This is a genomic window from Arthrobacter sp. MYb227 (genome assembly GCF_002975435.1).
Classification (GTDB): Bacteria; Actinomycetota; Actinomycetes; order Actinomycetales; family Micrococcaceae; genus Paeniglutamicibacter.
On record NZ_PCPT01000013.1, the window covers coordinates 56,041 to 78,115 of the forward strand.

Below are 22,075 nucleotides of genomic sequence, written 5' to 3' on the forward strand. Positions count from 1 at the left end.
GAGTGCTCCGGAGCTTGGGCCCAGACTCGATAATTACCTTATTGCTGGATGAAGAGTTCATCTCTTCGACCACCGATGAGATGGATATCATCCTTTTTTATGTGCCTCGAAGCTACCTTGAATCAAGGGGGCTAAATACCGACCTGATGGCCGGGGCAACCATGGATAATGCTTTGGCATGTAATTCCATAAGAGCCTTAGTCGATTTGGCATTCGTTCTTCAACAACGAGATGAAGATACCCAACGAGGATTTATTGAACGTGCGATTCTTGAACTCTTGACCGGAGTCGCTACCGAGTTCACCGAAGGCTTTATCCTCATGGACGAGGTCTCGGCTTCCACACGTATTCAAGTACTCAACATTATTGATTCCAACTACAGTGATCCAGATATTAGTGTGGATTCAATTGCCAAGTCACTTGGTTTTAGTCGACGTCAGATTTATAGGTTCTTTGAAGGCCGGAAGGTCTCAATCGCCAAGATGATCCGAGAGCGCAGGGTGGATAGAGCCGAACTACTGCTACGTTTGCCGATCAAAAAAACTGTGGCTTCGGTTGCCGAAGAATGTGGTTTCGGCGGTCCCGACCAACTTGCCAGGGCTTTCAAAGCGCGCCATTCCTGTAGCCCGCTGGAGTACCGTTCGAGAACTCGCCGTCCTTCTTCCTAAACTCATTTCATTCGTGCATGGCGGTATGTCTGCCGGAAGCGCAGCGGCAACCGTTGTCCGGATCGTAGAGTCCAACTTTCAAACGCTCCGCAAGCTTCTGAGCAGCACGTAGCTGCTCGTAGTGCTTCACATTTGGTTTTACTTTCATCGCTGTTGCATGACCGCTCGAAATCATGGATTCGTTGATGAATTCATCCTTGTAGGTAATACTGGCCAAGACTCGTCCGTATTTATCAAAGCGTTCAACATCAAAATCCAGCTCCACAATGCTGCCCTTTGGCAACTTTTGGGTTAGAAATTCTGTTGCTTCATTGCCATAGCATTGGGCGGGTATCTCCATGTGCGCAACTTCCGGTGCGCTGACGTTCAAGAGGCGAACCTTTGTTCCTTTGCCCTCGAGCAAGACATACACTGTATCCCCATCAACCACATGCTGGATCACCGCGGTGGCTGAAGAAACAGATTTCGATTTTTCGGATTGTGTAGTGGTAAACCACCACCACACGAGAAAACGGCTCCGATAACTGTCAAAGCCAGAAATAGTCGAGTGATGCTCTTAGATTTATTCTTTGCCACCGTGGGAAGCTAGCGCACCGAGTTGTCGCAGGCAGTCACTAAGCGGGCCTGTGCATCCGCAGGAACATTGTCTCCGGCACCCGCAACTCCATCTAGGGCATTCACGAGTTCTTTGGGCAAGCCGCCTTCACGCACTGCATCAACCATTGATGAGAGGACCTTGAGTTCCGAGGCGTTGATGGTACCATCCTTCAGCGGCGCACATACGGCCGTGATCAGTTCCTTCTTGGCAAGCTCGGCAACGTGCGATGCTGCCGACGACGCAGCAGAGGATGCTTTGTCGCCAACTTCTGCACATCCGGCTATGGCAAACATAACCAGGACTACTGAAGCGAGCAACGGAGTCTTACGGAATTGGATCTTCATGAACACAAGCTTAACTGTTTGGGGTGTCCGTTCCCTGAAAAGGAAACAGACACCCCAAATGTCATACGGTAGCCGGTGGGAACCTAGATTAAAGGTCCACCGAGTTCGTCAATGATCTCAAAGAGTCGTGGCAAGACAGCTCCGGAACCAATGCCGTCATGCTCGAATTCATTGGTGACCCAAGCCTTCAGATTTCCGACCCTGCCTGCGGTATCCAAAGACAACCCCGAATCAACATACATGTCATCGTGATAAACGATAGCTGCCATTGGGACTTTGTTGGCTGCAAGTTTTTCAAGATCGTAGAGGGAGGACCACTCGGTCTTTTGTGCCATTAGGTCTACCGCGGCCTTGAAGGGGCGCAATAGCTTTGTTTCCTCAAACATCCACGGGAACATCATTTCCCCGGTGAATATCAGCGGACGGGCAGTGGCATCAAAATCAGGTAGACGCTCAAGCTCTGCCTGTGCCGCCCATGCCGTTGCACCGTTGTTGCCGTGCCCGTAAATACTTTCCTGCATCACAGCGAATAGAGGGTTGCCAGCAAAGGATGTCAGGGACTGTACTGCTGCAAGGAATGTATCGCTGAGACCATCAGCGCTCAGTGCTTCATCTAAGAGCCAATTCAATCGCTCAAAGCCCGGTTTCATACCAAAATCGATACCCAATGATTGGAATCTGCGTACCGTGAGACGATCCCCATCGGGGAGTCGCACGTCTGTAGATTCCAGTAGATCCGCGATCTTCGCAGTGGTTTCAACGTGGTGTGGGTAGAGATCGTAGAATTGTGCGGTTTTGGCGGCGGTGCGAGGGTAGGTGCGTGCATACACGCCCGCGGCGCTCGGTTCCAAGGAAGGAAGTCCACCGGTAATGTGGCAGGCGGTCAAAGCCTCAGGGAACAACGAAAGATAAGTCAGAGTCAGGAATCCACCATAACTCTGGCCCAAGGTTGCCCAACGCGTTGATGCATAGAGCTCGTTTCGTACAGCTTCGGCATCGCGGACAATCGAGTCGGCCCTAAACTTCAATAAGTACTCCGCACCGGCCTCGGCGGAATCGAAGCGTTGCATGGTTGCTGCGCTGATGGGTGTTGAACGGCCAGTTCCACGCTGATCAAGTAGCACTACTCGGTAACGCTCGAGTGCGGTATCGATCCAGCTTCCGCTGCCTATAGGACGCGGACCCTTGCCACCTGGACCACCCTGCAAAAAGAGCAAGAGTGGTAGCTCGCGGTGCTGATCCTGGGCCCGCGTTACTTCGCGAACAAAGATCTCGATCTTTTCGGACGATGCTGGGTTATCCCAGTCAAGCGGAACTTCAATGGTGCTGTCGCGGAATAATTTTCCCGCTGCGATGTACTCGGTTGCCATTACAGGGTCCCCGCATCAACTATTGCGCCGGCCTGGATGATGGTGCGCGGACGGGAACCATCAAAGATCACCGAAGGATCTTCAAATGGGTTTCCATCAAGAATGAGCGCATCCGCAACCATGCCCGGGGCAAGCCTGCCCAAGGTTGGCTCCTGCAGGAGTTCGGCATTGACGCTGGTTGCCGAACGCAGTGTTTCAAACACACCCGAGGCCTCAATCTGTAGGGCTAAGCCGTTGAGCTGCTCATCAGCCAGATCACCCATGAGATCCGAACCAAAGCCAACCTTGATTCCTGCTTTCAAGGCAATCTTGATAGCTTCGCGTCCCGCGTTGAGAACTTCAATGTTTTTAGTCTTGGAAACCTCTGCCAAACCTACTTCGTCGCCTCGACGGTCCATTGCCGCGTAGGCCGCCAAAGTGGGTACCAAGAAGGTGTTGTTTTCTGCCATGAACGCGGCGGTTGGCTCATCAAGAAGGTTACCGTGCTCAATGGAACGCACACCGTTGCGCACCGAATGCATGATCGCCTCTGGCGAGTAGGCGTGGGCCGCCACGTAGGAGCCGCGACGGGTTGCCTCGGCGACCACCACGGAGATTTCCTCATTGGAGTACTGCGGAATGGCCAACGGATCGGTCAGGGAGATCACTCCACCACTTGTCATGATCTTGATGGCGTGGGCACCGGTGCGTAGGCGTTCACGCACGGCAATGCGCAGTGGCTCGGGACCATCAAGAACCTCACACATGTGCCCGTGGCTGAAGCAAACATCAATATCGGCCTCGCGTGGATCCCCGTGCCCACCTGTTTGGCTCAAAGCCGGCCCGGTATAGAAGTAGCGCGGGGAGGGGAGCAAACCCTCCTTGATGGCATTAGCTAGCCCGACATCTCCGCCGGCAACATCACGAACCGTGGTGAAACCACGGCCCAGTGCCTCACCCAGACGTTTGGCTCCGGCAAGCGCCGAATAAGAGAGCGGCCCGCGTTCAATGCGGAACCCATCAAGGGAAATTGCGTAGGCGTGAAAATGTGCATCAATCAGGCCCGGGATCACTACCTTCCCGCTGGCATCAATTAGTTCACCTTCTTCCTGGCTTCCGATAGCCGAGACGAGTCCGTCGCTGAAAGTGATATTGCCACTGATCAGTTCCGGGTTTTCTCCGTCAAAGATCAATGCATTGGTAATGGTAAGAGTGCTCATGCCTTATTTCCTGCCTGTGCTGCCATCCACGCCTCGATGCCTGCGGCATCGATCGGCAAGGGATCTGAAAGGTTTTCGTGCCCGCTGGCGGTGACAAGAAGATCGTCTTCAAGGCGTACACCCATGCCGCGGAGTTCCGGTGGAACCATCTCATCATGCTTATGGAAGTACAGGCCAGGCTCGACGGTGAGTACCATGTTTTCCTGCAACTTGGCACCCTGGTATTCCTCGTAGGAAGCAGAAGCACAGTCGTGCACATCAAGACCCAGGTGGTGGCCGACTCCGCAGACAAGCCAGCGGCGGTGATGCTGTCCGGTGGGGGAGAGAGCTTCATCTACGGAGACCGGGAGCATTCCCCAATCGCTGAGTCCGTTGGCAATGACTTCCATGATTGCCGTATGGAAATCGGTGAAGTCCTTGCCCGGTGCAATCTGAGCCAGCCCCGCGCGGTGTGACTTCTCGACCAGATCGTGAACCTCACGCTGGGCCGTAGTGAACTTGCCGTTGGCCGGGAAGGTACGGGTGACATCCGCGGTGTAGAAGCTTGATTCCTCGACACCCATATCAAGTAGCAGCATCTCGGATTCGACTACTGGTCCATCGCAACGGACCCAGTGCAGCGTGGGAGCGTGGTGCGCGGAGCCAACAATGGTGGCATAGCCCGGGCCATGTCCGTAGGTGCGAGCCACTCGATCAAAGGTTCCTTGCAACCAGCGTTCACCACCACCTTCAATGGCCGTGGGGATCTGGTTGATGACCTGGGAGAATCCTTCAATGGTGTGGGTAACCGAGTTACGTAGTTCGGTGATTTCCCAGGGGTCCTTGAGCAAACGCAGCTCGGAGAGGGTACGGCTGAGCGTTGCCGAAGGCTTGAGTCCGTGCGTGGAAATCATGGAGGCGCTGAGATTTCCCGCGGCTTCCGCACCCGAGAGACGCGCCAGCACATTATCAAGTGCGGTCATCGGGGCGGTGGGCAGTCCTAGGGCTTGCTCCCAGTGGGTCGGGCCGTGCGCGGCACCTACCCACAGCTCACCGTGTGCGGCGCTGGTGAAGAACTTGGGATCTCCCGGTAGTGCGGGGGCCGGAACAAAGAGCTGGAAATCGTGCCCGCCGCCGGCCGGCGTCCCCACCAGTACGGCACCTTCTGCCGAGCAGTTGGTCAGCCACAGGAAGTCCGAATGCGGACGAAAATCGTAGAAGCAGTCATTGCTACGTACAGGCGCCCAGCCGGAGGCCACCACGAAGGATACCCCGGGCAGGGCAGCAGAAAGCTTGGATCTATGCAGGGCAGCGGCGGTTGCGGCATCCGGAGTTGCAGCTGGTGTGCGTTCGGGATCCGCCCAGCCTTGGGACATCCACTCGGTAAAGGCAGGAACTTCGGCGAGCCTCGGCAACTTTGGATCTGCTGTCTTGGGCGCTGGCATTGAGGCTGTTTTTTGCTCGGACGTGTTCACGACTACCTGAGGTTCCTTTGCTGAGACTGATGCGTTGGTGTGCTGGACGTGTGGCACCGCACACGCACCCTTTAAGCATCACATGTTTTGGATGCCAAGTGTGATGCCGGGGCCGTGGCGTATTTGCGTCATCTATGCCTCTTGCTGGGCATGGGTGGCTTTGACTCTTCTGCCGACACTCGTGAGCGGAACACCTACGGTATCGGATGGATGCGGCAGACTTGAGTGGTGAGCCAGATGCGAATTATTGACACCATTGCTGCCGAACTATCAGTTGCCGCCTGGCAGGTGAAGGCCGCCGTTGATCTCCTTGATGCGGGATCAACGGTTCCCTTCATTGCCAGATACCGTAAGGAAGTCACCGGAACTCTTGATGACACAGCGCTACGTATGCTCGAAGAGCGCCTGCGTTACCTGCGTGAACTTGAAGACCGTCGCGAATCTATCCTCAAGGTCATTGACGAACTTGGTAAGCTCACCGCGGAGCTAAAGACCGCAATCAACGCGGCAACCACCAAGGCCGAGCTCGAAGATCTCTATCTTCCCTACAAATCTAAACGCCGGACCAAGGCCCAAATCGCTCGCGAGGCAGGGCTTGAACCGCTCGCCGATTCCCTGATTTCTGATCCTAGCCAGGACCCAGAAACTCTTGCGGCTAGCTTTCTGAGCACCGAGCACGAGATCACTGCTGCGTCCGATGCACTGGCCGGTGCCCGGGCCATTCTCACCGAGCGAGCATCACAAGATGCGGTGCTGGTTTCTGAGTTGCGTGAACGGCTGTGGACCCGCGGCAAGATCGCTTCCAAGGCTGTTCCCGGAGCTCCGGCAGCCGAGGCCGCAAAATTCTCTGACTATGAAGACTTTGTTCAACCAGTTGCCGCGCAACCATCCCACCGGGTGCTTGCGCTCTTGCGTGGGGAACGGGAAGGGGTACTAAACCTTGAACTTGCCGAGGCAGACCCACGCGATGATGCGGCGCTGACCGAGGCGCGCAGCGGGTATGAGGCAGCCGTTGCCCACTCGTTGGGAATCAAATCCTCTGCTGATGCGCCGGCAGGTAAATGGTTAGCCCAGACTGTTCGTCTAGCCTGGCGCGGGCGCCTGCTGGCACGTTTGGAATCCGATCTGCGAACCCGCCTTTTTGAAGCCGCGGAAGAAGCCTCGGTGAAGGTCTTTGCAGCTAACCTGCGTGATGTGCTGCTTGCAGCACCTGCGGGTAACCGGGCAGTTCTGGGACTGGACCCGGGGCTTCGCACCGGCGTGAAGGTCGCTGTTGTCGATGCTACCGGCAAGGTAGTCGACATTGCCACTATTTACCCGCATGCACCTGCAAATAAGTGGACCCAATCGATTGATACTTTGGTGGCCCTCGCTACCAAGCACGGTACAGAGCTGATTGCCGTGGGTAATGGAACGGCAAGCCGTGAAACGGATAAACTTGCCGGTGAAGTCATTGCCAAGCTGACCAATAAACCGGCCAAGGTGATTGTTTCTGAGGCGGGAGCTTCCGTGTACTCGGCCTCCGCGCTGGCGAGTGCGGAACTTCCCGATCTTGATGTCTCAATTCGTGGTGCTGTCTCAATTGCCCGGCGGTTGCAGGATCCATTGGCAGAGCTTGTGAAGATTGAACCCAAATCCATTGGTGTGGGGCAATATCAACACGATCTGACCCCTGCCAAGTTGGATAGGTCGTTGGACGCGGTGGTTGAAGACTGTGTCAACGCTGTGGGTGTTGATGTTAACACCGCTTCTCCTGCGTTGCTGGCACGCGTTGCGGGTGTCGGTCCCTTGCTGAGCCGCAATATTGTTGAGCACCGCAATGCCAACGGTCCTTTTGCCACGCGTAAGGCCTTGCTCAAGGTTCCGCGCTTGGGAGCCAAGGCCTTTGAGCAATGTGCGGGGTTCTTGCGCGTTACCGGCGGCAAACAGGCACTTGATGCCTCGGCAGTTCACCCGGAGGCCTATGGTCTTGCCGAGCACCTCTTGGCTGCCGTTCAAACCAGGAACACCTCGGTGGCTGCGTTAAACCCTGCCGATTTTGTTACCGAACAATTTGGGTTACCAACCGTCAAAGACGTCATTGCGGAACTAGAACGTCCGGCACGTGACCCGCGCCCCGACTTCAAGACAGCAAATTTGAAAGAAGGCGTTGAAAAGATCACCGATCTTGCGGTTGGCATGATTCTTGAAGGCACCGTCTCCAACGTTGCTGCCTTTGGTGCGTTCGTTGATGTGGGAGTTCATCAAGATGGCTTGGTCCATGTTTCTGCAATGAGTAACAAATTTATCTCTGATCCACGCGAAGTTGTCACCTCCGGGCAGGTCGTCAAGGTCAAGGTACTTGAGGTCGACCCAGCACGTAAACGCATTTCGTTGACCTTGCGCCTTGAGGATGAACCCGGCACCAAGAAGCCTCGCACCGATCAGCGCAATGAACCGCGCGGGGATCAGCGAGGCCCCCGGACGCCGCGCACCGGGAACCATGCGGAAACAAGAGGCAGCAAGCAGGCACAGAGTCGCCCCGCTCCGGCCGGTGGAAATACGGCAATGGCAGAGGCACTGCGCCGGGCCGGGTTAAACAAATGATCTACAAAGTTTGCTGCAACACGCTTTATCTTTTACCCCAGGTAAGGACGCGGGCATGAGTGATCTGATCTGGACAGGGTTTATGGTGTTTCTGATGGCCGGGCTGGGCTGGGTGATTAAGGCCGCGGGAACCGGTCAAATTAAACGCAATGCTTGGTTCGGACTACGTACCGAGGCGTTGAAGCATTGCGATGAATGTTGGTTGTTGGGTCATCACGCTGCGGCACAAAAAAGTACTCTTGGATGTTGGAGCGCCGCGGTAGTTATGGCCGTGGGCGGCGTTGGATCCGTGTTGATTCCGGGTGCCGAGTTCCTGCATGTGCTCACTCTCTATATGGGGCTGGCGCTGATGCTCACGGGAGTTCTTCTGGGCCTGCGAGATGCGAATGTCATGGTTGCCAAGATGCACGGCGGGGAACCCGTCGCCCAAGTATGAGTGATCTCCAGCCGGCCTAGTCTTTGGCGCCATGAGACCCGGTGAATGTGAGTGCCAGGTATGCCAAATGCACACTAACCGAGGGATTTGGAGATTGCCTAAGCAAGGTGAGCATCACCTTGCTTAGGCAATTGACCACCCCAATCCGTGACATATTTACGTGCGGGTAAGCATGGCCAAACTTCGGTGACAAGGGACAAAAGAGTAGGTAGCGTGTGGAACATGGAACTTACAGGAAAACTTGCAGACGCATTCAACGACCAGATCACTCTTGAACTGCACGCCTCAACCGTGTACCGCCAGCTGTCCATTGAGATGGATGCGCTGAGCCTTTCGGGTATTGCTGGCTGGTTCCGTGCCCAGGCAGCCGAAGAACTCGAGCACGCCGAAAAGTTCATTGCTCACGTGATTGATCGATCCGCACACCCCGTCATCGGTGCCATGGCTGCACCGAGCGTTTCGGTGAGCACGGTTGAAGATGCCTTTGAGATCTCTTTGGGCCACGAAAAGAAGGTTTCGGAAGCGATTCGTGATTTGTACCGTCTGGCACAAAATGAAGGCGACATTGACTCGATTCCATTGCTTCACTGGTTCATTGAGGAGCAAGTCGAAGAGGAAGCCACTGTCGGCGGTATTCTTGAACGAATCAAAATGATCAACAATGATGGAAACGGATTGCTGCGTTTAGATGCCGAGCTCGCTGCCCGCTAAAAGCATAAGCACCATCTGAGAGAGTCCATCGGTTTGGTCATCCTGGCAGATACCCGTCCACTAGCTTTGTTTGGAGTTCAGTATGAGTGAAACCTCAACGCCAGTGAATCCAACACCAGAACCATTCTTAGGTGCGTGGGGCCGTGAAGAACGCGGCCAAGCGAGCCTTGAATTTGTACTTGAAGATTTTAGGGTCAGTGGATCGGATGGATGCAATCGAATTTTCGGTTCCTGGGAACTCAAAGCGGACGGTTCAGTTGAGCTTAAACAGATGGCTTCAACCATGATGTTTTGCCAGGATATTGATACTTGGATCAGTGATGCAACAACGGTCACCGTAGTTGATGCGAAGCTGGTTGTTTCGAATGCCGAAGCAACAGTCTTAGGTTCTTTGGAACGCCGTGAAACAGCCGCCCCGGATACTGAAACAGAATAATCTTTTCGGGTGAAAATCAAAACAAATTCATCGTGTGACTAAGGCCCCCAGTCCCGGACTGGGGGCCTTAGTGCCCGGTGCAATAGCATGTAGGTGTGCCCTGACGTTTACTTAAGCCTCAGCATGGTCCCGAGAGAACAAAATCGGGGTTTATCCGGTGTTTTCCGGCATCATCCTTCTAGCTCCCAGTGAGGTCGTCAAAAACGTGTTTCACGTACACGCATCCCTCGGGGCATTTGGTCATGGCGGCGGGTCCGCCAGATGAAGAAACATGATTTCGCACGAACCAGCCCGCAGTCTCTTCCCTTAGACGTTCGTGGGCCAACACATCAGACCACAGCAGAGCTAAAACTTCGCAAGGGCGCCGGCCGGCATTACGCAACACAACAGATTATCCCGGCCCTATCGAGCGTGTATTTATTGCGTATCAATGGTTTGTGGGCGAGCGTTCAATTTGGCCAGGTCTTTGGCTGGCTCCCGGTTCAATGCCTTGAACGAATTATGCTGGTGCCTCAAGCAATACCAGTAATTTCCACAGCCGAACGCAGCGCAAAGTCTGAAAAATCAACATTTAGTTCGCGCAGTGCGCCAAGCCCGGCCGAGGTGCTGGAAGCAGAATTCGTTCCAGATCATCGCACCACAGCGGATCTTAATTTGCGCAAGGGCTCGGGAACCAACTATCCGGTGCAGCAGGTCTTGCCCGGATCCATGATGGTGCGCAAGCTCGAAGAATCGGGTACTTGGACCAAAATCTCAACCGGCCGACATATTGGATGGGTCCCTGCTGCCTACCTTGAACCAGTCGCAGTGAAACGCAAGGCTAGCGGTATTCAAGAGCAAGACATTAGTGAATGCACAACTACCGTTCGGCTGAACGTGCGTAGCGGAGCCGGCGACCATTACCCGGTGCTGCGCATCTTGCAGGCCGGAACCTTAGTTCGCGTGAATGCAACGCTTGGTGACTGGCGTCGGGTCATCCTTGAAGGAATCCAAGGATGGGTACCGGCAAGCCAGTTGGTCGAGAGGCATGTTTCATCGGGAGTTTTGCATACGGTAATCGAAACGACCCTTTATCAGGGAGCATCTGCTAATTATCGGGCTTTGGTCCATATTAAGCCCGGAGAACGAGTCGAAGTTATAGGGGCCAAAGGCCCGTGGGCCAAGGTACGCTACGGTCGCTTTGAAGGTTGGATTAATACCAATGCCACAGATGAAGGTGCGCGTTAGCATTCTTGGCGTTTGAGCTTAATAGCAATGAGCGTGGGTACTTTCCCTAAGGGAAGTACCCACGCTCATTGCTTGAGGCGCAAAGATCAATCGCTTCTAGGTCGCGGTTTCCGGTGGGGTTTCTGCATTATTTACCGGTGGCTCTTGAACCGAAGGCTTCTGATCCGCCGTGCTTGAACCAGCACCCGGCAGGCTGGTATGGGGCTCTGCTAGTTCATCGATGCGCGCTTCAACATGTGCCAAGATGCGGGCAGTGGATGGAACATCGGGTTTTTCGTCCTTGTCGGTGGCGGGGGGCCGTACATCTCGATCTGTCCAAATTTTGGTGATTGACCAAGCCACTGCCATGAGCGGAACCGCAAGAACGGCGCCCACAAGGCCGCCAAGCACTGTGCCAGCTGCCAATGCCAGCAAGACAACAAGCGCATGAAGGTTCAGCGCATGGGCCATGACCACAGGTTGTAAGAAGTTACCTTCAAGCTGGTTCACCAGAATCACGGCGCCCAAGACGATTAAGGCAACCACCGGACCATTTGTCACAAGCGCGATAAGTGTGGCAAGAATACCTGCAAAGGTAGCACCAACCAGCGGGATGAAGGAACTCATAAAGACCACAACACCTAGTGGAATGGCCAATGGAACCTGGAGGATGAGCAGCGCAGCGGTAATACCTAGTGCATCAACTGCGGCGACGGTTGAGGTGCCGCGCATGTAGCCGCCAAGTGTTTCCACTGTACGTTCACCCGAGGCCAACCAACGGTGCTTTTGGTGTGCTGGCACCCAGGAAACAAAGAATGCCCAGATCCGATCCCCATCTTTAAGGAAGAAGAACAGGATCACCAGCAATAGGACCAGACCCGTGAAGAAGTTGCCTGCGGCCGAGATACCGCTCAAAGCTCCGGCGCTAAATTGGGAGCTTGTCAGGAAATCGGTTGCTTGTTTAATGGCCTGATCGATTTGTTCTTGGGAGATCTTCCACGGTAATTGATCAAGCATGCCCTGAAGTTTGTTAAACCCTTCGATTCCCTTATCGACGAGTTTTGGCCATTCGGCAAGTACCGAATAAACAAGGAGCGTGCCAATGCCGCCCAGAACCAATAGTGAACCAAGAAAGACGGTCCATGCCGCAAGCATTGCTGGCATAAATTTTCTGAGTAGGCGAACCAATGGCCATAAGGCGCTAGAAAGGATCAGCGCAAGCAAGACCGGTAGAGCAATGAGGCTGAGCCGAAGTATGCCAATGACAATGAATGCAGCGAGCACACCAACGATGAGTACCTGAACCGCACGGATTGCTACGCGGCCCAAACCATCGGTCCATAGATTGGTCACCGTGTGAACCGGCGGCTTCACAATGACGCTTGAGGCGATCGGCTCGTCCGGAACTAAACGGGCCCTACCTTTTCGCCGTGATTGCTTCTCTGACATGCGCATGCTCCTTGTGCTTGGACAACTGCCTCTACTCTATGTGCCAAGAGCACATCCAAGAGATTTCGCAATACCTTTAGCGCAGAGTGCGCCCGATAGATGGCCAGTTGGCCAGCGTTTGGGTACTGATCGAGTGCTTCACCGATTGGTTGGGTGGCGCGAGGTCTGCCCACGGCCTTTGATGAAAATGTATAAGCGAATATGAAATCAAGGTGAGGCATTGGCCAATTTCTTGGCCTGTGAACAGACAAGACACAGGAACGCGTGAAACCTGTCATAAATTTGAATCCAATCGAATAATTCCCGTTTGACAACGGAGCAAGACGTAAGCTGGCCACATGAAGAAAATCGGTCTCGTTGCTGCCTTGGGCGCTATCTTGCTCGTGTCCGCTTGTGCTACTGGTGGTAGCGCGAGCCCGAACCCCGTTGGAACGTGGGGTGTAAGTGAAGAGGGTAAACCACAATTAGTCATTGAAGATGGTGGAACTCTGCATGGCACAGATGGGTGTAACCGTCTGATTGGCAATTGGGCCGAAGCCGACGGGAATATCACTTTCAGCCAGTTGGCCGGAACCCGTATGTTCTGTGAGGGAGTCGATACGTGGCTTTCGGATGCTGCGAGCGCCAAGATCGTAAATAAGACTCTGGAAATCCACAATGCCCAGGACGCCAAAATTGGTACCTTGGAGCACCAAGATCAATAGAAATTCTAAAATTCCATTCGGCATCGCCACAGCAGGGGGGACGAGGAAGTCTTACTTAAATGAGTTGGCCGGGTGTTCCGTTGCGGAACACCCGGCCAACTCATGTAGCTAGAGATGCTGTGTAACCAATAATTAGTCGGCTACGTAGAAGAGGCGCTTGTTGACGAACTCTTCCATGCCCAGCGGTCCAAGTTCGCGACCGAAGCCCGAACGCTTGACGCCACCGAAAGGCATATCTGCACCTTCGGCTGCCGGTGCGTTGACATTTGCCATGCCAACCTGCAGGCCAGCTGCGACCTTGGCTGCACGTGCCGGGTCAGTGGAGAAGACAGCGCCGCCCAGACCGTACTGGGTGTCGTTTGCCAATTCCAGTGCTTCTTCGTCCGAGGACACCTTGTAGACGATTGCTACCGGGCCGAAGAGCTCTTCGTAGTAGGCACGCATTTCCTTGGTGATACCGGAGATGATGGTGGGGGACAGGTACGCTCCCGGACCATCATGCAGTACACCACCGGCATGCAGGGTTGCACCCTTGTCGATGGCATCCTGAACCTGTGCGGCAACGCCCTCGGCAGCGCCGCGGGTGGAGAGCGGGCCGAAGGTGCCCTCTACTTCTTCTGCCGGGTTGCCCGGGACCAGACCCTCAGCGAGCTTGGTCAGTTCTGCAACGAACTCATCGTAGATGTCTTCCATGATGATCATGCGCTTGTTGGAGTTACAGGCCTGGCCGGTGTTCTCCATACGGGTAGCCCACGCGGTTGCGGCATCTGCGGCAAGATCGGCCGAATCAAGGATCACGTATGGATCCGAACCGCCAAGTTCGAGCACAGCCTTCTTCAGGTTGCGTCCTGCCTGCTCACCAATGATGGCGCCAGCACGCTCCGAACCGGTCAGCGAGACACCCTGAATGCGGGAGTCTTCGATGATGGTGGAAATCTGATCGTGGGTAGCGAAGACATTGTTGTACACGCCTGCAGGAATACCAGCATCATCCATGATCTTTTGGATGGCCAGAGCGGAGCGTGGGCAAGCTTCCGCGTGCTTGAGCACGATGGTGTTACCCAGCATCAGGTTAGGAGCCACGAAGCGGGCAACCTGGTAGTACGGGTAGTTCCACGGCATGATGCCCAGCAACGGACCAACCGGAAGACGTTCGATGACGGCCTTGCCGCCACCAATGGTCTTGATTTCCTGATCCGCTGCCAGGGTTGGTCCTTCGGTTGCGAAGTACTCGAAGATGTCCTTGCAGAACTCGGCTTCACCCTTGGATTCGGACAGTGGCTTGCCCATTTCCTCGGTGATGATCGCGGCAAGTTCGTCGGAGCGCTCGGCGAAGAGCTCGCCTACGCGGGTGACGATCTTTGCGCGTTCGTTGATGTCAACGTTTTTCCAGGACTGGAAGCCAGCTTCGGCTGCTGCAAGTGCTTCCTGAACTTCTGCGTCGGTTGCGGTTGCGAATTCTTCAACCACGGCACCGGTGGCGGGGTTGATAACTCGGTAGCCTGTGGCTGTATTCGTCTGGGCGTTGGCGGTCACTGCCGTGCTCCTTCTGTAATCGCTGGGCGGCGAAAATCTACTCTTGCGCGCCTGGTCTGGATTCATCATCTCGCGAAAACTGCGATTTGTGAACCCTGTCACGCGCGGTATATGAGCATATCCGCAGTAAGCGAAATAGCCTACTTCGGTTTTCGTTGTTAAGCACACAAAATCCTACGAATTTCGTAGATTCGTAGGATTTTGTGAACTCTGATCATGGGGTCTAGCTGGTTGCGGCACCGCGCCAGTGATCGATACCAGCCTCTCCGGTCACGATCCTGTCAATGAGATCTAGTTCCTCGGCGCTGAAGCTGGTGTTCTGCAGGGCCCCAAGATTCTCATCAAGTTGTTTGGTGGATGAGGCGCCCATGAGCACCGATGTCGCACCGCCGTCACGCAAGAGCCAGGCAACGGCAAGCTGTGCCAAGGTTTGTCCACGCTCGGAGGCTACCCGGTTGAGATTACGAGCCTTGGAGAGGTTTTCCTCAGTCAAATGTCCGGCAAGTGAGGTGCGGCCACCGGCCGGAACAGCAGCATCATTATCCAGGTACTTGTTGGTCAATAGGCCCTGGGCAAGTGGGGTGAAGGCAATCGAACCCATGCCATGTTCCTTCAAGGTATCCAGAAGTCCATCCTCAACCCAGCGATTGAGCATCGAGTAGGACGGCTGGTGAATCACCAGCGGGGTGCCCATTTCCTTGGCGACGCGAGCGGCCTCGGCGGTGCGTTCGGGGGAGTATGAAGAAATCCCCACATACAGGGCCTTGCCCTGACGTACCAAGGTGTCAAGGGCCCCAATGGTTTCCTCGATGGGAGTGTCCGGATCGGGGCGGTGGGAGTAGAAGATATCAACGTATTCAAGACCCATGCGCGCAAGGGATTCATCCGCAGAGGCCATGATGTACTTGCGTGAACCAAGATTCCCGTAGGGACCCGGCCACATATCCCAGCCAGCCTTGGAAGAGATGATCATTTCATTGCGGTACGCCTTGAAATCTCCACGCAGCATGCGGCCAAAGTTTTCTTCGGCAGAGCCATACGGCGGGCCGTAGTTGTTGGCCAAATCAAAATGCGTGATTCCGTGATCAAATGCGTGGCGCAAGACTTCGCGTTGGGTGTCGAAGGGACGGTTATCCCCAAAGTTCCACCACAGACCCAAAGAAATTGGAGGCAGGATCAAGCCGGAGTTTCCAACCCGGCGGTATCCGGTTGAAGCGTAGCGATCAGCGGCGGCTACGTAGGGTGCATGAGTCTCTGGTACCGGGTTGTACCTGATGTCTTCGGCCATAGGGGGGTGTATCTCCTGCAATTAGGAATCGTGGAATTTGGCGGGGTTTTCAAAACCCCACTTTATTGTGCTTCTATCCTTGCACTATCGTCCACACGCTATGGCCTGCGGCGCATGTTTTTCAACCAATTTGGTGGGGTGTGGTTAAAAGTGAAGAACCGGTCGTGACGGCTAAGGAGGTGAAACTCCGCCGCGACCGGTTCTTCTGATCACTCGCACCTTGAGAAGGTAGCTTCAGCATATTTTGCAAAGCTGGGTATGGGCTGTGGATTACTTGGTAGTACGCACGGAGTTAGTAATTTGAGGGCGGATCTGATGCCGGGAAAGATTCGTTTTCCCATTCTTCGACCAACGCCTCATCATGCTCACTTGCGTGGTGTTCTTCTTCGGTGGCTTCGACGCCTGGCTGTTCGCTCATCAGCTGTGCTCCTTATGATTCCGCAATAGGACGGAGACTCAATTTTTAGCGGACTCCGATAAATCCAGTGTGGTCGCATGCGCATTCAATGTCGAGAGAAGAGAATGATTAGCATCTTTCACCCAGAAAATACCTGTTAAAAGGGTTGAGCACCGGTCAGAAGGTTTGGGGGAATAAACCTTGAATCTAACCGGTGCTCTCATCACTCGCACCTTCATGAGGTATCTACAACTATAGAAAATGAAGCTATGCGTAGGCTGTATAAGGGCACATAAGCAGGTGTGAAATTAGGCCCGCAAAATCAAGGCATCGCCCTGGCCGCCGCCACCACAGAGGGACACAACCCCAACACCAGTTCCACGGCGCGCCAACTCCATGGCCTGGTGCAGAGCAAGCCTGGTACCCGAAGCCCCCACGGGATGCCCCAATGCGATGGCTCCACCCTCACGGTTGATCACCGCCGGATCTACCCCCAAGTCCTTGGCAGACTGTAAGACCACCGAGGCGAACGCCTCATTGATTTCAATCAAATCAAGATCAGCTGGCTTCAATCCTTCCTTGGCAAGAGCCGCAAGAATTGAGGAGCTCGGCTGGGAATGCAAAGAACCATCGGGGCCCGCCGTCTGACCGTGTGCCCCAATCTCACAGAGCCAACTCAACCCGGCCTTGCGTGCTGCCCCCTTGGAAGCAACCACCAAAGCTGCGGCACCATCAGAAAGTGGTGAGGAAGTTCCAGCGGTAATGCTCGCACCGGGATCCTTTGAGAATGCGGGACGCAGCGCAGCGAGCTGTTCAACAGTTGTCTCTGGACGAATGCCTTCATCCTGGGAAACAACAATTTCTTCGCCACGACGCTGCGGGATGCTCATCGGTGCGATCTCTTCATTGAGGGCTTGGCGTGCAGCCGCCGCACGTTGATGTGAGGCAGCGGCGAAGGCATCCTGTTCCGTACGCGGAATATGTAGCTGTTGATTACCGCGATCCGTTGCAGAGCCCATCAACTCACCGGTGAATGGATCTGCCAAACCGTCATGGTTCAGCGAATCTTCCATCCCACGATCTCCAATGGCCAACCCCGTACGCATACCTCGCACCAGGTGAGGAGCATTCGACATGGATTCTTGACCGGCGGCAACAATGAAGTCCGCTTCACCGCAACGAATCATCCGCGCCGCATCAATGACTGCTGTGAGCCCGGAAAGGCACAATTTATTGATGGTCACGGTGGGGACGTTGTAACTGATCCCCGCCTTGATGGAAGCCTGACGTGCCGGTCCCTGACCAGCACCGGCGAGGATTACCTGGCCAACAATCACATACCCAATCTCGGATGCAGGAACTCCACTGCGCTCCAATGCTGCCTTGATCGCGTGAGCGCCAAGGTCATTGACCTGAACCGAAGAAAGCGCACCACGGAATTTTCCAAAGGGAGTTCGAGCCCCGGCAATAATCACGGGTGTTAGATCATCATTCATCGCAACTGTCCTTCGGGTTATTGGGACATGGCACCATTGCCATAAGCTCGTGGGTATGCCCTATGCAGTAAATCCGGTTGATTCTAACCCTATCTATTTCGACGCCAGCTCCACAGATGCCCCGCCAGTATTGTTTCTGCACGGATCGGCGCTTTCACGTTCCATCTGGCGCGGTCTTGGCTACGTACGCGCCTTTGAGCCCGAATTCTCAACCATCCGCATGGATCTGCGCGGGCACGGGCGCTCATCAAAACCCCATGCAGCAACCGACTACTCGATGGAGGCAATGCTCGGGGATGTAAACGCGGTATTGGATGCCACGGGACATGACTCGGTACATATCGTTGGATATTCTTTTGGTGCACGTGTAGGCCTGGCTCTGGCCGCCCGCTCCCCACATAAGGTGCGCTCGCTTTCCATGCTCGGCGGAACACACGCGATCGAGGCCGGACAACTTGCCGCACTGTTCTTCGACGGATACCTAGAGGTACTCAAGGCCGGAGACATTGAGGGCTTCATCTCTGGAATGGAAACCGGCGGAGGAAAACTTGACCCGGCCACCCGGCTAGCCTTTGCCTCCAACGATCCATTGGCCCTAGCCGCCTACTTTGAGGCAACAGAATCCGGGGCAGGAATCAGCGAAATACTGCTCCGACAGATCAGCACCCCCGCGTTATTGATGACAGGGACCCGCGATTGGCCGCGCATCGAGCATTCACGCATCATGGAGTCCCTCATGCCAGATGCCCGGCTTGTAGAACTTCCCGGACGCATGCACGGTGGAACACTATTCCCGGTGGAACCAATCGTGGATGAGATCTTGCCATTTATCAGGAGTCACGAGAAGGCCTAGCAACGCAGCTTCTTGAATTTTACTGATTATCTTATGATGAGTGCGAACTCGAATGATTAAATCACGTTTCTAAACTTTTGGTCGATGAAAAACAATACGTCAGTAACGGAAAATAAATATGGATTTCTTAACCATTTTTGTGTTTAATTCCAATCATCGTGTCCAAATAAATATTTCTACGTCGTGAATGTTGGATGGAAAATAAGATTACATCTATTAATTCTCACGTAGGATCCACGTCGGAAGATCGCGCCACGTTTCTGTGCCAGCCAGAGGAATTTGTTGTCCTGCGGATAAGCCACTGAACCGGTGATAGGTGTGACCATTGGCATTTCCGTTTACGACTAACCACCCAGTCAGACGGTAGACTGAGGGAGTTTTCTGTCAGAAACCTTTAGGAAATAACAGAATCCAAAACACTTTATGAAACGCAGTTGCCAAAAAAGTATATTGCCAGCATCGATGCGTTGCGTATCTTTGCGCTGGTCGCCATCGTGATCGGGCATGTTTATACGAACAATGAAACATTGGATCGGCTGATTCAAAGTTGGAGGCTGCCGATATTCTTCATGCTATCCGGTTACTTCTGGTCTGGGCATCGAAGCGTTGGGCAGGAAGCAAGTAAGCGATGGCACGCTTTGCTTGTGCCATACCTATGGTGGCTGGCCATCATAGGTATGGTTAGCCTTCTTGTCCGGGTTCTGATCGACCTTTCGTCTATACGGAATGCTGTGCAAGGTGTGCTTCTGGGCGGGTCAGATGCGGAGCGCCCTCTGACAACGTTCTGGTTCTTCACTGCTCTATTCTTTTCCACGGTCATCTACCGCGCTTTGTCAAAATTTCCGTCGTGGGTGAGGCTGAGCGGCGTGGCAGCTGGACTTGTAGCGAACATGCTTGCTGGCCACGAACTCGCGCTGGTTCCATTGTCAGCTGCTACGGCGCTCGGAGCACTTGTATTCCTGGAAGCAGGTCGAGCCCTTCGCGCACTACAAGGGAAGTTCGCCGACGGAGTACTCTTCGCCGTAGCGGTCGGATTCTTGGCATTGGCCGCAGCCATCCTCCTGACTATGGAAGATTTCATTCCAGTCGACATGAAATCCGGAGAATTCCCGCCAGCGGCTGTTGGCGTCGCGATACTGATCGGCGGCTCGCTAATGATTGCAGCAACCGCTGCGCCAGATATTCCACAGCGCGTCGGGCACGTCTTAGCAAAGGTGGCGAATGGCAGTCTGGCTGTAATAATCTTGCACCCATTCATCCTGTGGATGCTGCGTCCCGAAGCATCATCGATCCCACTCTCAGTTGTAGCTTCGGTGGCATTCTTGATCCCCTTGGGCGGGGGCTCATGCTGTCCCGCGCACGGCTTTCCGAAGCACTATTGGGAGTGATACAAGACAGGCATCAGGAAACTTCGCCAGCCCCCACCGTCCACCCACGCCACACCAACGCTGTAAGGCTTCTTGCCGAGTGTGGTGTCGAAGTACTCTGCTCCAATTCCAACCACCGAAGCAAACGGACGCTTCAAGGTGGTCATATGTGGCATGGCCATGGGGAATCGCGGCCCGAAAGTGACCCGTCCCGTGGCCCGCTGAACTGTCATTATTTGCTGCAAGACAATGTCAGCGTCAGATCGGGACAAGAGCTCAAAGTCGGAGCTTTCGTTGCCTCCCGTCTCAAAAGCAGAGGATAATCGGGCGATACTTCGATCAGCGTCGGCAGTTTATCGCTTGATTGCCTGCTCACGAGCAGCGCTATTGATCTCCAATATTGAATTCCCGGCCTTGCGGCTCGGGGGCCTATCTGGTTCGTCAAGGGGTAGCGCCGGTTTTTCTGGAATTTCTTGTTCAGGTTCCGGGCATGGCAAAGAAGTTCGGAGCGGTGGTGCTGACCCGGATGGCTGTGTATTAGTAGGTTTCTGAACGGTGTTTCAGGCTGCCGATAGCTCTGGTCAGGCGACGTCATAGAGCGTTCCGTCGCGCAGCATGGCGAACAGGACGTTGCAGCGTCGGCGGGCCAGTGCGATCACGGCTTGGGTATGGTTTTTCCCTTGGGTGCGTTTCTTGTCGTAGTAGATCCTCGAAGTGGGGTCTTTGGAGGAGATCGAGGCGAACGCCGAGAGATAAAGCGCGCACTTGAGGACCTTGTTTCCTTTCTTGGAGGAGTGGTCCCCGCGGATCGAAGTTCCGGATCTCCACGTCACCGGTGCCAACCCCGCGTATGAGGCTAAATGTCCCGGGGTGGCGAATTCCTTGCCACTGACCTCGGTGAGGATTCGGGCGGCGGTCTTGATTCCAACCCCTGGCAGTGAGGTGAGCAGTTCGTGCAGCGGGTGTGCCTCGACCAAGGCCTGGATCAGGGGCAGGACGTCGGCACGGGCCGTGAGATTCTGGGCCAAAGAGCGAGCTTGATGGCCCAGTGCCGTGCCTGCAGCCTCGGTCCCTGGCACGACCACCGTCTGTTGATCTATGGCCTCAAAAAATTGTGGAACCCAGCGTTTCCAAGCCCGTGGAGCGTGCTTGCGCAGTAGTGTTTCCACCCGAGACTTCCCTGCTCGTCGCAGGGTTGTGGGGGTTGAGTATTTGGCTAGGAGTTCTAGCATTGCTGGATGGTCCAGATGCTGGCCGATGACCCGTTCCAAGGCTGGGTGGATGTGGGTGAGCAGGCCGCGAATCCGGTTGGAGGTCGCGGTGCCTTCCTTGGTTAGATCGTCTCTGAATCCGCAGAGCATGCTCAGTTCGGCGACTTGTTCATCGGCGATCTCCACGTTGCGCAGAGTGTGGGGCATGGTGCGGGCCGCTGAAGCGATTATCAGGGCGTCTCGCGCATCAGTCTTGGCCTCGCCAGGATGCAAATCTGCGATCCGGCGCATGGCAAGCCCTGGTAGGTAGCCGACCTCGATTCCCTGGGCTTGGGCGACGGCGACCGGCAATGCACCGATGGCCGCTGGTTGGTCCACCACGAAGAGCAGTCGTCCATGTGTGGACAGGGTCTTGAGCATGGCCTTGAGTTTGGCTTCGTCCTGCGGCAACGCCTTGTCCAGTAGCTTTTTACCGGTCTTGTTCAGTGCCACCGCGTGGTGGTCGTTCTTGCCGACATCGACGCCGATGAATACGTCGATGGTTTCGTGGTCCTTGATCATTGCGCACCTTCCGTAAAGCCTGGGTTTAACGGATGAAACGGTGCTGGCTTGTCCTGCGGCTCCGCGGCTCGGCTTCCACGTTACGCCCGACCTTGGATAGAGGTTTCTGTCCTGGCCCGGCCCCTATTAGCGATGTCCTCGGTGCCTATCGGGCCCCGGTGGCAGCACCCCCCGGATCATTGAAATTAACTGGGGGGGGAAGAAC

At 54.9% G+C, this 22,075-nt stretch carries 20 protein-coding genes; 9 read left to right on the top strand and 11 right to left on the bottom strand.

Annotated features, from left to right (window positions below; all coding sequences use genetic code 11):
* Positions 1 to 41: 41 nt before the first annotated feature.
* On the top strand, positions 42 to 668 hold the full coding sequence (locus CQ018_RS20130; protein ID WP_181149982.1) for a helix-turn-helix domain-containing protein: 627 nt from the start codon (positions 42 to 44) through the stop codon (positions 666 to 668).
* A gap of 7 nt (positions 669 to 675) precedes the next feature.
* Here CQ018_RS20130 and CQ018_RS17525 read toward each other — a convergent pair whose 3' ends face one another.
* From CQ018_RS17525 to CQ018_RS17545, 5 genes are all read right to left on the bottom strand, one after another.
* A complete protein-coding gene (locus CQ018_RS17525; protein ID WP_105551306.1) occupies positions 676 to 1,173 on the bottom strand; it encodes a thermonuclease family protein in 498 nt (165 codons plus the stop codon).
* 80 nt (positions 1,174 to 1,253) lie between these two features.
* Positions 1,254 to 1,610: a hypothetical protein gene (locus tag CQ018_RS17530; RefSeq protein ID WP_105551307.1), complete on the bottom strand. Its 357-nt coding sequence runs from the start codon at positions 1,608 to 1,610 to the stop codon at positions 1,254 to 1,256.
* A gap of 83 nt (positions 1,611 to 1,693) precedes the next feature.
* Entirely contained in the window at positions 1,694 to 2,980 is a 1,287-nt protein-coding gene (locus CQ018_RS17535; RefSeq protein ID WP_105551308.1) for an alpha/beta fold hydrolase, read from the bottom strand.
* Positions 2,980 to 4,179 carry an amidohydrolase family protein gene (locus CQ018_RS17540; protein ID WP_105551309.1) on the bottom strand — a complete coding sequence of 400 codons (1,200 nt, stop codon included), beginning with the start codon at positions 4,177 to 4,179 and terminating at the stop codon, positions 2,980 to 2,982. The genes CQ018_RS17535 and CQ018_RS17540 overlap by 1 nt, the downstream gene beginning before the upstream one ends.
* Positions 4,176 to 5,633: an aminopeptidase P family protein gene (locus CQ018_RS17545; RefSeq protein ID WP_258142694.1), complete on the bottom strand. Its 1,458-nt coding sequence runs from the start codon at positions 5,631 to 5,633 to the stop codon at positions 4,176 to 4,178. The genes CQ018_RS17540 and CQ018_RS17545 overlap by 4 nt, the downstream gene beginning before the upstream one ends.
* Positions 5,634 to 5,870: 237 nt before the next feature.
* Between CQ018_RS17545 and CQ018_RS17550 the strand changes: the two genes are divergently transcribed.
* The 5 genes from CQ018_RS17550 (at position 5,871) to CQ018_RS17570 (ending at position 11,029) form a co-directional block, all read left to right on the top strand.
* The gene (locus tag CQ018_RS17550) at positions 5,871 to 8,219 is read left to right on the top strand and encodes a Tex family protein (protein WP_105551310.1); all 2,349 of its coding nucleotides are present in this window, start codon (positions 5,871 to 5,873) and stop codon (positions 8,217 to 8,219) included.
* A 55-nt stretch (positions 8,220 to 8,274) separates the two neighbouring features.
* Positions 8,275 to 8,655: a hypothetical protein gene (locus tag CQ018_RS17555; RefSeq protein ID WP_105551311.1), complete on the top strand. Its 381-nt coding sequence runs from the start codon at positions 8,275 to 8,277 to the stop codon at positions 8,653 to 8,655.
* Positions 8,656 to 8,877: 222 nt separating this feature from the next.
* Positions 8,878 to 9,366, top strand: a complete 489-nt coding sequence (locus tag CQ018_RS17560; RefSeq protein ID WP_105551312.1) for a ferritin — start codon at positions 8,878 to 8,880, stop codon at positions 9,364 to 9,366.
* An 82-nt stretch (positions 9,367 to 9,448) separates the two neighbouring features.
* Positions 9,449 to 9,802, top strand: coding sequence for an META domain-containing protein (locus CQ018_RS17565; protein WP_105551313.1), 354 nt, complete (start codon positions 9,449 to 9,451; stop codon positions 9,800 to 9,802).
* Between the two features lie 261 nt (positions 9,803 to 10,063).
* Positions 10,064 to 11,029, top strand: a complete 966-nt coding sequence (locus CQ018_RS17570; RefSeq protein WP_105551314.1) for an SH3 domain-containing protein — start codon at positions 10,064 to 10,066, stop codon at positions 11,027 to 11,029.
* Positions 11,030 to 11,125: 96 nt separating this feature from the next.
* Here the strand turns inward: CQ018_RS17570 and CQ018_RS17575 are convergent, their stop codons facing one another.
* Complete coding sequence (locus tag CQ018_RS17575) at positions 11,126 to 12,457, bottom strand: AI-2E family transporter (RefSeq protein WP_105551315.1); 1,332 nt, start codon at positions 12,455 to 12,457, stop codon at positions 11,126 to 11,128.
* 338 nt (positions 12,458 to 12,795) lie between these two features.
* Here CQ018_RS17575 and CQ018_RS17580 point away from each other — a divergent pair, with 338 nt between their 5' ends.
* Entirely contained in the window at positions 12,796 to 13,161 is a 366-nt protein-coding gene (locus tag CQ018_RS17580; RefSeq protein ID WP_105551316.1) for an META domain-containing protein, read from the top strand.
* Between the two features lie 132 nt (positions 13,162 to 13,293).
* Here the strand turns inward: CQ018_RS17580 and CQ018_RS17585 are convergent, their stop codons facing one another.
* From CQ018_RS17585 to CQ018_RS17595, 4 genes are all read right to left on the bottom strand, one after another.
* The gene (locus CQ018_RS17585) at positions 13,294 to 14,697 is read right to left on the bottom strand and encodes an NAD-dependent succinate-semialdehyde dehydrogenase (RefSeq protein ID WP_258142696.1); all 1,404 of its coding nucleotides are present in this window, start codon (positions 14,695 to 14,697) and stop codon (positions 13,294 to 13,296) included.
* A 223-nt stretch (positions 14,698 to 14,920) separates the two neighbouring features.
* Positions 14,921 to 15,985, bottom strand: coding sequence for an aldo/keto reductase (locus CQ018_RS17590; protein ID WP_105551318.1), 1,065 nt, complete (start codon positions 15,983 to 15,985; stop codon positions 14,921 to 14,923).
* 292 nt (positions 15,986 to 16,277) lie between these two features.
* Positions 16,278 to 16,403: a hypothetical protein gene (locus CQ018_RS20665; protein WP_258142697.1), complete on the bottom strand. Its 126-nt coding sequence runs from the start codon at positions 16,401 to 16,403 to the stop codon at positions 16,278 to 16,280.
* Positions 16,404 to 16,690: 287 nt separating this feature from the next.
* Positions 16,691 to 17,878 (bottom strand): acetyl-CoA C-acyltransferase, encoded by a 1,188-nt coding sequence (locus tag CQ018_RS17595; protein ID WP_105551319.1) that lies wholly within the window; start codon positions 17,876 to 17,878, stop codon positions 16,691 to 16,693.
* Between the two features lie 55 nt (positions 17,879 to 17,933).
* Between CQ018_RS17595 and CQ018_RS17600 the strand changes: the two genes are divergently transcribed.
* Together CQ018_RS17600 and CQ018_RS17605 are read left to right on the top strand one after the other, a co-directional pair.
* Positions 17,934 to 18,731, top strand: a complete 798-nt coding sequence (locus CQ018_RS17600; protein ID WP_105551320.1) for an alpha/beta fold hydrolase — start codon at positions 17,934 to 17,936, stop codon at positions 18,729 to 18,731.
* A 434-nt stretch (positions 18,732 to 19,165) separates the two neighbouring features.
* On the top strand, positions 19,166 to 20,119 hold the full coding sequence (locus tag CQ018_RS17605) for an acyltransferase family protein (protein ID WP_258142699.1): 954 nt from the start codon (positions 19,166 to 19,168) through the stop codon (positions 20,117 to 20,119).
* Positions 20,120 to 20,679: 560 nt separating this feature from the next.
* On the opposite strand, the gene CQ018_RS17610 is transcribed toward CQ018_RS17605, so the two are convergent.
* Entirely contained in the window at positions 20,680 to 21,870 is a 1,191-nt protein-coding gene (locus CQ018_RS17610) for an IS110 family transposase (RefSeq protein ID WP_105551322.1), read from the bottom strand.
* Positions 21,871 to 22,075: the final 205 nt, after the last annotated feature.